The following is a 12581-nucleotide window of genomic DNA, read 5'->3' on the forward strand; positions in this document are numbered from 1 at the left end:
CTGGAAAGCATTGGATGAGACATTAAATGAGTGTTCCCGCTGGGCACTCTATGTGCCTCTTCAGTGCAGCCAGGAATTCAGCACCTACTGCGCCATCCACGACGCGATGGTCGCAGGAGAGGGTCAAGGTCATCATCTTCTTCACACTGACTTCCCCATTCACAACTACAGCCCGCTCTTCGGTCGCACCAACAGCGAGAATTGCCCCCTCCGGCGGATTCACAATCGCAGAGAACTGCTTGATGCCATACATGCCGAGGTTGGAGATCGAGAAGGTGCCTCCGGAATACTCTTCCGGCTGCAGTTGACCGGCACGCGCACGCCCGGCCAGCTCTTTCACTTCAGCTGAGATGTCGGTGATGCCCTTCTGCTCGGCAAAACGAACCACCGGGGTAATCAAACCGCCCTCAATGGCAACCGCCACCGAGATATGGGCATGTTTGTGCATCAAGGTGTCACTCTCCGTCCAGCTTGCATTGGCAGCAGGAACATCCACCAGCGCCTTGGCCACAGCTTTGATAATAAAATCATTCACACTGAGCTTGAATTCGCCATCTGCCGCTTCATTCAGCTGAGCCCTGAGATCCATTAAACGATCCATGACCACATCCAGACTCAAGTAGAAATGCGGAACCTGCTGTTTGGACTCAGTCAGGCGGCGGGATATAGCCTTGCGCATCATAGAGTTCTCAACGCGCACAAACTCATCTTCATGGTATGGCAGAGGACCAGCTGGCATCGGCCGTGCAGGCGGTGCGACTACGGCTGCAGTAGCACCACCGAGATTGATGCCACGCCTTACAGCATTTTCCACATCCGACCTGGTAATACGGCCATTGGGGCCAGAACCTGTTATGGCAGCCAGATTAATGCCCTTCTGCTTGGCTAACCTGCGTGCCAGAGGACTCGCCTTGATACGTCCGCCCTTCCTGGCGACAGGAGCAGGAGCTGAAACAGCGGCTGCAGGGGCTGGCTTGGCTGCAACTGCTGCTGGTTGCTCAACCTCTGGAGTGGTCACCGGAGCTTCTGCTGCAGGGGCAGCCGATTTGTAATCAGCAGGCACCTCTTCGCCCTCTTCAGCAATGATGGCAATGACACTGCCGACAGGGACAATTGAACCTGCCGGTGAAAGGATTTTATGCAGTACCCCTTCATCGACAACTTCCATCTCCATCGTCGCCTTATCTGTCTCTACTTCGGCCAGGATTTCTCCTGATTCAAGTGCGTCGCCCTCTTTCTTCAACCAGCGGGCAATCTTACCCTCGGTCATCGTCGGCGAGAGCTGAGTCATAAAAAGATCAATCGGCATGGTTTCCCCTTAACCCCTTCCACACGCCACACGGGCGGCTTCGACGATATCAAGTACGCTCGGCAGAGCCAGTGATTCGAGATTAGCAGCATACGGCATAGGAACATCCTTGCCTGTTACACGGATCACCGGCGAATCAAGGTCATCGAAACCGCGCTCCATAATGCGGGCAGAGATTTCGGCACCGATACCGGCAAAACGCCAGCCCTCTTCAACGACAACAGCACAGTTGGTTTTCGCAACTGAAGCCAAAATCGTATTCTCATCCAGTGGTCGAATCGTACGCGGATCAATCACTTCGGCCTCAATGCCCTGTTCGGCAAGAATTTTTGCCGCCTCAAGTGCAAAACCGGTCATGCGTGAGTGCGCCACGATGGTGACATCAGAGCCCACACGCTTCACATCGGCAACACCGAGCGGGATGATATATTCACCATCCGGAACCTCACCGACATCACCGTAGTTGATCTCATTTTCGATAAATACCACGGTATCGTTATCACGGATCGCAGCCTTCAGAAGCCCCTTGGCATCTGCAGGGTTGGATGGCATGACCACCTTCAGCCCCGGCACGTTGGCCAGCCAGTTTTCCAGACTCTGCGAATGCTGTGCACCCACACGGGCAGCCGAACCACCTGCGCCACGGAACACCATCGGACAGCTGTACTGACCACCGGACATATATTTCATCTTGGCTGCTGCATTGACGATCTGATCCAGTGCCAGGATGGCAAAGTTCCAGGTCATAAACTCAATGACTGGACGCAGGCCCGCCATCGAAGCTCCCACACCAAGGCCGGCAAATCCCAGCTCGGTGATCGGTGTATCAATCACACGCTTGGGGCCGAACTTCTCCAGCATGCCCTGCGAAATTTTGTAGGCGCCATTATATTCGGCAACCTCTTCACCCATCAGGAAAACGCGATCATCACGCTTCATCTCTTCGCACATGGCCTGATTCAGTGCTTCTCGATAAGTAATCTTGCTCATCTTCAGTTCACCTTGCCCGGATAAGGGTATGCATTCTCGATCGGATCGGTATAGATGTCGGTCCACAGTTCGGCCGCATCCGGTTCCGGCTGCGCTTCCGCTGCCTTGGCAATGGCTGCAACCTCTTTCTTGATATCTTTGTCTTTCTGTTTGAAGTGCTCTTCGGTCGCCAGTCCCGCTTCAATCATCTGGGCCTGCAGTCGTGCTATCGGATCGCGACCAGAGCGCCACTCATCCACCTCGGCACGCGTGCGGTAGGTGGCAGGATCGGACATGGAGTGACCACGGTAGCGGTAGGTCATTGCTTCAACCAACATTGGCCCCTTGCCTGAGCGGGCATGTTCCATCGCTTCACCCATCTTCTTTTCGAATTCGAGCACATCCATACCATCGATCTTCATGCCCGGAATCTTAAATGAGATGCCTCGTTTGAAAAGCTGAGTTTCAGCTGATGCGCGTTCAAGAGAGGTGCCCATGGCGTACTGGTTATTCTCGACAAGAAATACAATCGGCAACTTCCACAGCGCGGCCATATTGAAGGATTCATACACTGCGCCCTGATTGATACCGCCATCACCCATGATACAGATGGTTACACGGCCATCATCCTTATACCAACTGGAGAAACCAAAGCCGAGTCCAATTGGCACCTGCTCACCCACAATACCGTTACCGCCAGCAAAGTTCTTCTCGATATCAAACATATGCATCGAGCCTCCCTTGCCTTTGACGATACCGCCGGCACGACCCAACAGTTCGGCCATTACAGCAGTTGGATCGGAGCCGCGCGCCAGAATATGGCCGTGGTCACGGTAACTGGTCATCATGTAGTCAGCAGGCTCGGAAGCATGCTCCAGCCCCACACACACAGCTTCCTGCCCATTACAGAGATGGCAGAAGCCTCCGATTTTTTTCAGACCATAGAGCTGACCCGCTTTCTCTTCAAAACGGCGGATAAAAAGCATCTTATCATGCATCTCATGCAGACTCTCTTCGGAAAAGAAAAGTCCATCATGCGTGATACCAGCTTTCGATTTCTGCTTTGCAGACATGGTGCCTCCGACAAATAATAGTCAGCGAATGCTACCCCAGCTTAAAATGGCAGCAACCACTTCTATTTTATAGATTTTTTTGCGACCGGCATCACAGATGCACAAAGCACCAGAATCCATCCTGTGCAATCGGGAACCCCCCTTCCCATGTCTATATAAACAGGAAGGAAGCCGTCATGTCAAAAATTGTCTCTTTCAGCACAGGCGAATCACTGATCAATCAGGGAGATGAAGATACCATCGCCTACCTGATCCAGAGCGGCTGGGTACAAATCAACCAGAAGAAAGAGGATGGTACCTCATTCGAGGTCAAAATCGGGCCCGGTGAGATTGTTGGTGAACTGGCACTTGTAGGTCTGGTCACTCAGCGTAGTGCTTCGGCAACTGCAATCACCGCGGTTGAAGCCGAGGAGATAGACCGCGGAGCGCTGATCAGACTGGTCAATGGCCCCGCAAGCAAGTTGACCCCGGTTCTGGCCGCCCTTCTCTCCCGCCTGAAAAATGCGATGGTCGATGAAAAACAGGCTAACGTATTTGCCCCCGATGACACGATCCACGCCAGAGTCGTTGGATTAAACGACATATCTAAACAGGCACTCTGCAATCAACCATGCGAAATCTCACGCCTGCCATGGGTGTTCGGTTCGCATGTGCCTCCGCAGAGCGTCACAGACCTGCTCCGCCATCAGCAGATGGCGGACACCCTTTTGGCCAATGCCAGCAAACGCGTCCGGGAACAGCACCTCTGCATCGAAACAGATGGAAAAAACGGCTTGCAACTGCAACTGATGCAACATGGCGATTATTGCGAAGTGAATGATAAACGTGTGGGATATGGTGCATCCAGCACCACAGTGCCACTGCAGAAAGGAGATCACACCGTAAGCTTCGGTGACCCTGTTGACCCTTATGCATTCGGTATCGAGATACTGTGACCTAAGGGGTTAGCTGCCCCTATATGCAAGGGGCAAGTAATGACTAACGACCGACGACTCGTCTATTCAACAGAGAGCGGACAACTCGACAAAGCGATGAGCAGTAAGAAACAGGGGCGCAAAAAAACAGCTCAGAAGCCCACGCCTGCCATCACAAATCCGGCCAAGCAGGGAATTCGAATTCGCCGAGAGTCAAAGGGGCGAGGTGGAAAAACCGTCTCCGTTATTGATGGCTTGCCACTGGATGATACCAACCTGAAGATTCTCATGAAAAAACTGAAAGCGGCGCTCGGAACGGGTGGCGCAGTTAAAAGTGGCAGTCTCGAGATTCAGGGTGAGCATCGGGATAAACTTCTGCTCCTGCTGGAGAAAGAGGGGTATAAAGCCAAGTTATCCGGCGGGTAAGGCAACCTCCGAACAGGTCTGCAATTTCTGGAGAACAAAGTGACTAAGCATAGTCATGCAGCGTGAAGCCGGGGCAAAATAAAAGGCGGAGTTTGCACGCTCCGCCTTTTGTTTATTCGAGGATAGTTGCATACTGCTGCTGACAGCATGGCCGAGCTTAAAGCATGACCATGGCAAAAAAGTGATCCTGCTCACAAAAAAGAACCCAGCTCAGTTTTTTTGAAAGCACTCTCAAAAAGAGGGAAATCTTCAAAGACCTCGTGCCCGTTACCCTTCGCTTCCGCATTGGCTTTCACTATCTGATCCAGAGGCACTGCTGCATATGATTTACAGTTTTTACGGCGCCTACAAACACTGGCAACACAGGCGGCGAGTTCATTATTAATTATTAAAGCCCCTGCCTTGGCCATGCTTGAAGCACCAGATTCAACTCATCCCTTAGAAGTTCACCACCAGCGTAATCGCGGTCTCGACATCCAGCTTCTTGATCCCGGCCGGCACCTTGCTGTTATGGTTCAGCTTGAGCGAAATTTTGCTTGCTATATGTGAATTCAGCGCATGCTGCAGGGCTGTGACCGATTCAGTTGCCCAGCCATTTTTTCCGCCCTCGGTCGAGATATCCTGCGTAAAGGTGGCAGAGTCATTCACCTTCCAGTTCACACCCGTTGCAGAACGCATGATAGGCTCACTCTTTTTGCTACGGTCAGTATACTGGGTCTGTCGAAGACCGCCGCCCAACTCAAACTTCCAGAGCAGATCATCTGTTTTAATCAGATCGCGACCGTAACCGGCCGTTTCACTGAAACGGCGACTATACCCTGCAAAGCGATCACTCTCGAAGCTGCCACGGGCGAAGAGATAGCCTCGCTCAGAGAACTTCCAATCCTCCTGCAGACTGGCTTTGTACGACTCAGCAGTCGTTGTGTTGCTGTCAGTGGAGTTATTGGCACTGCCGGTAACCGTCTCACGCAGGGTATCACCTTCGTGAACAGACTTGAGCTTGGCATTAACAGTCAACGTCTTGGTATTGCCGGAGGTCTGCACCGCGCCAAGTTCAACATTGTTTTTCCAATTGCTTGGCTCCTCCTCGGCGTAAGCGGCCAGAGGAGTGATCATAACAAGGGACAGGAGGGGTAAATAAAGCTTTTTCATAGTGGCGCGCAGACTAGAGGCACAGTGGTGAAATTCCAGTGGAAATGAGTATATACGTTGTAACTACTTCATTAGTTGGAGAACATCGTGCTATCGTTGCCCTATACAGCAAGAAAAGAGAGTCGCCATTGGCCTGTTTATTCAGGCTATTTGGGGGGAGTTATTCTGGGGAGTCCTGATTGAACAGCGTTATGATATCGGTCACGCTATATTTGGTCTCAGTAAATATTCTGGCCGGAGTGATCTATATGTTCGGTCAGAAAAAGGCAGGGCTTCTCTGGATAGAGTACCCGTTTGTTTATGCCCCTCTTATTATTTTCCAGTTCCTGATGCCACAGTTCATGTCCATCCCCGGCCTCGCCGAGACTGAAAACTCGCTGAAATATTTTCTCTTTATGCTGCAGGGATTCAGCTGTGGTGCCATCGGAGCCATGATCCTGTTGCCCCGCTTTTTTGTGCCTGCTATCACAACGATCGAGAAGCTGAAGGTAACAGCTGTCAGTTGCCTCGCCATGTCGACGATGTACCTGATTACCCGCTGGCTTTTTTTTGAGGCACTGCGCTTCCTGATTCCCCAGATGCACGGGGTTTAGGAGCCCCAGTCCCACAGCTCGATTCCCAGGACAGAGTGTTCTATAATAGTGAGTATCGGAGGCACCCATGGAAGATCTCAAAGGCTCGGAATCGTGGCGCATATTCAGAATCATCAGTGAGTTCACCGAAGGCATCGATACGCTGAACGACCTCCCCTACTCGGTGACCGTCTTCGGAGCAGCCAGAGCCAGCCCAGGCGACAGCCATTACGAAGCCACTGTCGAAATCGCCCGGAAACTGGCCCACGAGGGGTTCGGTGTCATATCCGGCGGTGGGCCCGGCATCATGGAGGCCGCCAACAAGGGTGCTAGCGAAGGGGGAGGAAAATCAATTGGCCTGAACATCACCCTGCCAGAGGAGCAGACCCCCAACCCCTACCAGAACATCTCCATCAACTTCCGCTACTTCTTCGTTCGCAAGGTAATGTTCGTCAAATACTCCATGGGTTACATCTGCATGCCCGGTGGCTTCGGCACGCTGGACGAATTTTTCGAGTCGTTAACGCTCATGCAGACGCAGAAGGCGTTTCCTCTGCCGCTGGTGCTTTACGGCACCGAGTTCTGGAAGGACCTGCTCGACTGGATTCGACACACCGTACTGGAAGCGGGATATATCAGTGAAGATGACCTAAAGCTGGTGACCGTCACCGATGACATCAATGAAGCGGTAGAAATCATGTGCAGACACCGCACATGGAAGCTGCAGCAGGTTCAGATCGCAAAGACTAGCGGCCTGTAAGGTTTAGCCCTCAGAGCGCGATGTAATCTCGATCAGGTGATAACCGAACTGGGTTTTCACCGGCCCGTGCACCTTGTGCAGCTCAGCAGAAAAAACCACTTCATTGAACTCCTTCACCATCTGCCGTTCGCGGAAGCTGCCCAGATCGCCACCATTTTTTCCCGAAGGACAGCTGGAGTACTGTTTTGCCACCTCGGCAAAATCGGCCCCGGCTTCAATCTCCGCCTTCAGCGCTTCGCACTGATCAAGATCCTTGACCAGAATGTGGCGTGCTGATGCCGTTTTTTTCTTTTTATTCCAACCGAACATAATAACTCCTTACTTCTCTTGCTTATCAAGTAACTGTTTAATTACGAAGCCGGCGAGCATAAAACCAAATAGGTTCGGCATATAGGAGATTGTGCCATTAACTGCTCGCGGCAGCCTGTTTGGATCGCTGCCAACAGGTTCCTGTGGCAGCGGCTTGATAGGGAACTCACCAGAAAACACCACGGGGTAATCCAGCGAGGCACCAGCCCGACGCAGTTTACGGCGAAGATTGACCGCCAGACCGCAGTTGTAGGTTTTATCCAGCGTAGTGATTTCGGCTTTTGTGACATCCAGCCGGCCACCTGCTCCCAGGCTGGATGCCACAGGGATCCCCAGCTTTTGGCATGTGGCTACCAGTAAAGATTTACAGGCAACTGAATCGATGCAGTCGATCACATAATCAAAATCACCGGCTGCAAGAAAGCTTTCCATATTCTCATAACCGAGAAATCCAACATGGGCATTGAGCTCTACATCGGGGTTAATATCGACAACTCTGGCGCCCATTGCAGCAGCTTTATCCTGGCCTATGGTTGAGTGGGTGCAGACCAGCTGACGATTCATATTGGAGAGCCCGACACTATCATGATCAACAATCGTCAGTCGGCCGACACCAGCACGCGCCACAGCCTCAACCACCGCGCCGCCTACACCGCCTAACCCCACAACCAGCAAATGCAGCCCGGCGAGGTAATCCAGCCCTGTTTCACCAATAAGAATTCCGGTACGTTCCTGTGCTTGACTCATAACCTGAACAGCTCCTTCGCATTGCGGTTGCAGATGCGGGCCAGTGACTCCGCATCAATGGCGCGAAGCGTAGCGATCCGCGCGAGGATTTCGATCAGAAAAGCGGGTTCATTACGCTTCCCCCGGTGATCGCTGGGGGACTGGTCCGGTGCGTCGGTCTCGATCAACAGCTTTTCGACAGGAATCGCCTGAACAACTGCTGCATTTTTGCGGGCCCGCTCATCTGTTATCGAGCCGCCGAATCCCAGATAGAAACCCAGAGCGATCAGTTGATCCGCCTGCTGCTGTGAACCGGAAAAGCTGTGAACCACCCCGCGCAGCTCGGGATAGCATTTGATCTCCCGAATCACACTATCGAGAGCCTTGTAGCCATGCACGATCACCGGAAGGTCATGTTCTGCGGCAATGCGAAGCTGCCCCCGGAACCAGTGCAGCTGCCTCTCCATATCAAAACGGCAGAGCCCTGTATCGAGTCCGCACTCACCGATAGCCACCGCCCCCTCTAACAACTTGGGCAGCAGTTTCAAATCAGATTCATCATGTTCATCACAAAACCAGGGATGCAGGCCAAAGGCCGGATAGATGGACACCTCTTCCGCTGCAATCGTTTGCAACTTTCCCCAGCCTCTGCGACTGACTGCAGGCACTACAAATCGATCCACACCCGCCTCACTTGCGCGCTGTATCACCTCTGCCCTGTCGTGGTCGAAGCGGACATCATCGAGATGGCAGTGGCTATCAGTCAGCTGCATAAACAGTAACCGGGCCCCTTACTTGAACAGGGTTTCGCAACCAGACCATAAATCCGACTCCTGACTTGGCCTGATATCGCTCTGCCACTCACCCGATGCATTCTGCGATCCGAAATCCTGCAGACCCTGGCACTCATCATTGCCACTGCCGCCATCAAAACTGTCCTGGCCTTCGCGGTCGAACAGCCGGTCATCACCCTCACCGCCATCAAGCATATCGTTACCATACCAGCCATAGAGCCTGTCATTGCCGCGATTTCCATAAAGTCGGTCATCACCATGTTCACCGTAGAGGGTGTCATCACCATCGCCGCCCTCGAGCTGGTCATCACCAGCTCCGGCGCTCAGTTTATCCTCGCCACTTCCGCCTTTGAGAAGGTCATTTCCCTTATCGCCAAAAAGTTTGTCATTGCCCGCACCACCTTCGATGATGTCATCGTCAAAGCCGCCGAGAATTTTATCGTTGCCGGCATCACCGAACAGCTTGTCACTGCCGCTGCCACCTTTGATAGTATCGTCACCGTCGCCACCACAAATCAGATCGTTACCGCCTTTGCCGTCGATCTTGTCATTGCCCCCCAAGCCGACAATCACATCATCGCCTGATGTACCGCTGATTTTATCGGCTTTCTCCGTTCCAGCGATCGTGGCAGGCAGTCCCGCACACTCGTATGCCGAAGCGATGCATGGCATCAGCATCGCCAAAGCCATAGAATGAATAGCGACCTTTGTTTTCAATCTCTCCTCCTGTAGTCCAGCCAGAAGCATAAACGTCCGGCAGTAGGAATGCATGCCGGGGCAGAGGTGACGGTGGAGAGTCAGTTTATCAAATAGGGGCGCAGCTGCAGAGGGAGAAGAGCCAGTTATGCGCCAGCAGCCTGCTGGTTGGCGACCCGCGCATGGACCTCTTTCATATCAATCGCTCTGATCTGGCCAATAAGTGCCTCCAGATCCTTCTTTGAAAGCGCACCGGATTCAGAGTAGAGCATCACATTTTCGCGAATGACCATCAAGGTCGGAATGGAGCGTATATTGAAATGTGCTCCGAGCTCCTGCTGCTCTTGCGTATTCACCTTACCAAACAGGAGATCCGGGTGATTTTCCGATATGGCTTCAAAGACAGGCCCGAACATTTTGCAGGGGCCACACCATGGGGCCCAGAAGTCGAGCACGGCAATATCACTGCCTGCCACCTCAGCCTGAAAATTTTCTTTAGTCAGTTCAACCGTAGCCATAGAGGCCTCCCCTGGGGTTAGTGATGGGTATCTATCAATTTATCCTGCGTAGTTAAAATCTTTGACGCTGATGTAAAAAAAAGCGCCGGTGTACAGGGTGATAAACAGTGCTGCAAATGAAAACAGATATGCCATTGCGTTCTCCTTTTCTAATGTGATAGCCACACTTTAGCGGTGCGAATTAAGCATATGATGAGAAAAACCTTAATATATGTTAATATCCTAATATTTAAGGAGTGACTTAATTGGACTTGGATACTGCGAACATTGCGGCAAACAAAAGTGCTGATTGCAATAATGGCTCCCCATCAGGCAAGATGGCCGTATGAAATTATGCGCATCAGATTTTCCCGAAGTTCCATTCCAGCTCATGCACAATGTTCACCTGGAAGAGGTGGAGATGATCAATGCCATCTACGACCTGATCGTTGAAATCGAGGCGGGCGCGAATAAGAGTCCTGTTCTCACAGAGAAGCTGGATGGGCTTCTCACCCATACGAAAGAGCACTTCGCCAACGAAGAGCGACTGATGCAGGAGGCTCACTTCCCGCCCTACGCCATGCATAAAGGCGCCCATGATCTTTTCCTTTCCGAGTTTGAAGCTGCACTAGCTGACTGGCGGGAGAGTCAGACCGTCGGTCCGATCGCCATGTTTTTGCGCCTTAAACTTCCACGCTGGATGAAGGATCATATCGGCAGCATGGATTATGTGACTGCTGGTTTTCTCGCTATGCACGCAAAGTGAATAAGCCCTCTGGACCAATCATGAACAAACTTGAAGAACTGATGTTCGATAATGCCTATGTGAGCGAACTGCCGAGCGACCCCGAGCCGGAAAATTTCACGCGTCAGGTGACGGGCGCCTGCTACTCGCGCGTGAAGCCGACCCCGGTAAGCGACCCGCAGACCTTAGCCTGCGCCAAGGAGGTAGCAGAACTGCTGGGCATCTCAGAGCAGGCGTGTAAATCACCGCACTTCGCTGAAGTTTTCGCTGGCAACCGGTTGCTGCCCGGCATGGACCCTTATGCCAGTTGTTACGGCGGCCATCAGTTCGGCCATTGGGCCGGTCAACTGGGTGATGGCCGCGCCATCAACATCGGCGAAGTCATCAATCATCAGGGGGAGCGCTGGATGCTACAGCTTAAAGGCGCTGGCCTTACCCCCTACTCCCGCAATGCCGATGGGCTTGCGGTACTGCGCTCTTCGCTTCGCGAGTTCCTCTGCAGTGAGGCAATGTTTCACCTTGGTGTACCGACCACCCGTGCATTGAGCCTTGTCACCACAGGAGAAATGGTAAAGCGCGATATCCTTTATAACGGCAATGCGGCCTTTGAACCAGGTGCTGTCCTCTGCCGCATCGCCCCCTCCTTTACCCGCTTCGGCAATTTCCAGCTCTTTGCCGCGCGCGGTGAGATCGCAGTGCTGAAGCAGCTGCTCGATTACACCATCCGCACCGATTTTCCGCACCTTGGCGAGCCATCGCCTGCGGTCTATATCACATGGTTCAAGGAGGTGTGCATCTCTACCGCTGAACTGATGGCACACTGGATGCGGGTCGGTTTTGTGCACGGCGTCATGAATACGGACAACATGTCTGTGCTGGGGCTGACCATCGATTACGGACCGTACGGCTGGCTTGAAGGGTATGATCCTGGGTGGACCCCCAATATCACCGATGCCGAGATGAAGCGATACCGCTTCGGCAATCAGCCGCAGATTGCAGGATGGAACCTTGCCCGGCTGGCAGATGCACTGGTGCCACTAGTCGAATCGGTGGAGCCACTGCAAGAGGCCATCAAGGTCTATGCAGCCACCTATGAAAAACGGTGGCGCTCGATGATAGGCGCCAAGCTGGGCTTTTCAGAGACCCTCCCTGATGATGCTATACTGATCCAGGAGTTGCTGGCTATCCTGCCGCTGGTTGAAACCGACATGACAATCTTCTACCGCAAACTTGCTGGTATCGAAACCGACAGCGATACGACCCGTCTCTCCGACGATCTCCTGATCGCCCCGCTGCTCGATGCCTACTACGACCTTGGCTCACTCAATGCGGCCTACCGGAACCGCCTGGCCTCATGGCTGCGCAGCTACATCAATCGCACCCAACAACAGGGTATTTCCGATACTGAACGGCGTGCCCGGATGAATGCGGTGAACCCTAAATATGTACTGCGCAACTACCTTGCCCAGCAGGCGATCGACAAGACTGAGGCCGGAGACAGCTCGATGATTGATGAACTGCTGGAGCTGCTGCGCCGCCCCTATGATGAACAGCCGGAAAACGAGCATTTTGCTGCCAAACGACCGGAGTGGGCACGCCATCGCGCTGGCTGCTCAATGCTCTCCTGCAGCTCCTGAGA

At 53.0% G+C, this 12581-nt stretch carries 16 protein-coding genes; 6 read left to right on the forward strand and 10 right to left on the reverse strand.

Annotation, left to right across the window (positions count from 1 at the left end; genetic code table 11):
• Positions 1–22 precede the first annotated feature (22 nt).
• The 3 genes from Ga0123461_RS10895 to pdhA are packed head-to-tail and all read right to left on the reverse strand — an operon-like array spanning position 23 to position 3351.
• The gene (locus Ga0123461_RS10895; protein ID WP_100278364.1) at positions 23–1309 is read right to left on the reverse strand and encodes a pyruvate dehydrogenase complex dihydrolipoamide acetyltransferase; all 1287 of its coding nucleotides are present in this window, start codon (positions 1307–1309) and stop codon (positions 23–25) included.
• A gap of 9 nt (positions 1310–1318) precedes the next feature.
• A complete protein-coding gene (locus Ga0123461_RS10900; RefSeq protein WP_100278365.1) occupies positions 1319–2299 on the reverse strand; it encodes a pyruvate dehydrogenase complex E1 component subunit beta in 981 nt (326 codons plus the stop codon).
• Positions 2300–2301: 2 nt separating this feature from the next.
• The gene (pdhA, locus tag Ga0123461_RS10905; protein ID WP_100278366.1) at positions 2302–3351 is read right to left on the reverse strand and encodes a pyruvate dehydrogenase (acetyl-transferring) E1 component subunit alpha; all 1050 of its coding nucleotides are present in this window, start codon (positions 3349–3351) and stop codon (positions 2302–2304) included.
• A gap of 176 nt (positions 3352–3527) precedes the next feature.
• Between pdhA and Ga0123461_RS10910 the strand changes: the two genes are divergently transcribed.
• Both Ga0123461_RS10910 and Ga0123461_RS10915 read left to right on the forward strand, forming a co-directional pair.
• Positions 3528–4286: a cyclic nucleotide-binding domain-containing protein gene (locus tag Ga0123461_RS10910; RefSeq protein ID WP_100278367.1), complete on the forward strand. Its 759-nt coding sequence runs from the start codon at positions 3528–3530 to the stop codon at positions 4284–4286.
• Positions 4287–4325: 39 nt separating this feature from the next.
• On the forward strand, positions 4326–4691 hold the full coding sequence (locus Ga0123461_RS10915) for a translation initiation factor (RefSeq protein ID WP_100278368.1): 366 nt from the start codon (positions 4326–4328) through the stop codon (positions 4689–4691).
• 191 nt (positions 4692–4882) lie between these two features.
• On the opposite strand, the gene Ga0123461_RS10920 is transcribed toward Ga0123461_RS10915, so the two are convergent.
• Together Ga0123461_RS10920 and Ga0123461_RS10925 are read right to left on the reverse strand one after the other, a co-directional pair.
• Positions 4883–5101, reverse strand: coding sequence for a hypothetical protein (locus tag Ga0123461_RS10920; protein ID WP_100278369.1), 219 nt, complete (start codon positions 5099–5101; stop codon positions 4883–4885).
• 28 nt (positions 5102–5129) lie between these two features.
• On the reverse strand, positions 5130–5807 hold the full coding sequence (locus tag Ga0123461_RS10925) for a DUF481 domain-containing protein (RefSeq protein ID WP_232710173.1): 678 nt from the start codon (positions 5805–5807) through the stop codon (positions 5130–5132).
• Positions 5808–6022: 215 nt separating this feature from the next.
• Here Ga0123461_RS10925 and Ga0123461_RS10930 point away from each other — a divergent pair, with 215 nt between their 5' ends.
• Together Ga0123461_RS10930 and Ga0123461_RS10935 are read left to right on the forward strand one after the other, a co-directional pair.
• Complete coding sequence (locus tag Ga0123461_RS10930; protein WP_157819318.1) at positions 6023–6436, forward strand: hypothetical protein; 414 nt, start codon at positions 6023–6025, stop codon at positions 6434–6436.
• 67 nt (positions 6437–6503) lie between these two features.
• Positions 6504–7175: an LOG family protein gene (locus Ga0123461_RS10935; protein ID WP_100278372.1), complete on the forward strand. Its 672-nt coding sequence runs from the start codon at positions 6504–6506 to the stop codon at positions 7173–7175.
• Positions 7176–7178: 3 nt separating this feature from the next.
• On the opposite strand, the gene Ga0123461_RS10940 is transcribed toward Ga0123461_RS10935, so the two are convergent.
• The 5 genes from Ga0123461_RS10940 to trxA form a co-directional block, all read right to left on the reverse strand.
• The gene (locus Ga0123461_RS10940) at positions 7179–7484 is read right to left on the reverse strand and encodes a peptidylprolyl isomerase (protein ID WP_100278373.1); all 306 of its coding nucleotides are present in this window, start codon (positions 7482–7484) and stop codon (positions 7179–7181) included.
• 9 nt (positions 7485–7493) lie between these two features.
• Positions 7494–8231 (reverse strand): tRNA threonylcarbamoyladenosine dehydratase, encoded by a 738-nt coding sequence (locus tag Ga0123461_RS10945; RefSeq protein ID WP_100278374.1) that lies wholly within the window; start codon positions 8229–8231, stop codon positions 7494–7496.
• Positions 8228–8983, reverse strand: a complete 756-nt coding sequence (locus tag Ga0123461_RS10950; protein ID WP_100278375.1) for a TatD family hydrolase — start codon at positions 8981–8983, stop codon at positions 8228–8230. Before Ga0123461_RS10950 ends, Ga0123461_RS10945 begins: the two co-directional genes overlap by 4 nt.
• A gap of 18 nt (positions 8984–9001) precedes the next feature.
• A complete protein-coding gene (locus tag Ga0123461_RS12650) occupies positions 9002–9721 on the reverse strand; it encodes a calcium-binding protein (protein WP_157819319.1) in 720 nt (239 codons plus the stop codon).
• Between the two features lie 125 nt (positions 9722–9846).
• Positions 9847–10218, reverse strand: coding sequence for a thioredoxin (gene trxA / locus Ga0123461_RS10960; RefSeq protein ID WP_100278377.1), 372 nt, complete (start codon positions 10216–10218; stop codon positions 9847–9849).
• Between the two features lie 325 nt (positions 10219–10543).
• Between trxA and Ga0123461_RS10965 the strand changes: the two genes are divergently transcribed.
• The gene (locus Ga0123461_RS10965; protein ID WP_100278378.1) at positions 10544–10963 is read left to right on the forward strand and encodes a bacteriohemerythrin; all 420 of its coding nucleotides are present in this window, start codon (positions 10544–10546) and stop codon (positions 10961–10963) included.
• Positions 10964–10983: 20 nt separating this feature from the next.
• Positions 10984–12579: a protein adenylyltransferase SelO gene (locus Ga0123461_RS10970; RefSeq protein WP_100278803.1), complete on the forward strand. Its 1596-nt coding sequence runs from the start codon at positions 10984–10986 to the stop codon at positions 12577–12579.
• Positions 12580–12581 lie beyond the last annotated feature (2 nt).

It is taken from the genome of Mariprofundus aestuarium, assembly GCF_002795805.1.
Classification (GTDB): domain Bacteria; phylum Pseudomonadota; class Zetaproteobacteria; order Mariprofundales; family Mariprofundaceae; genus Mariprofundus; species Mariprofundus aestuarium.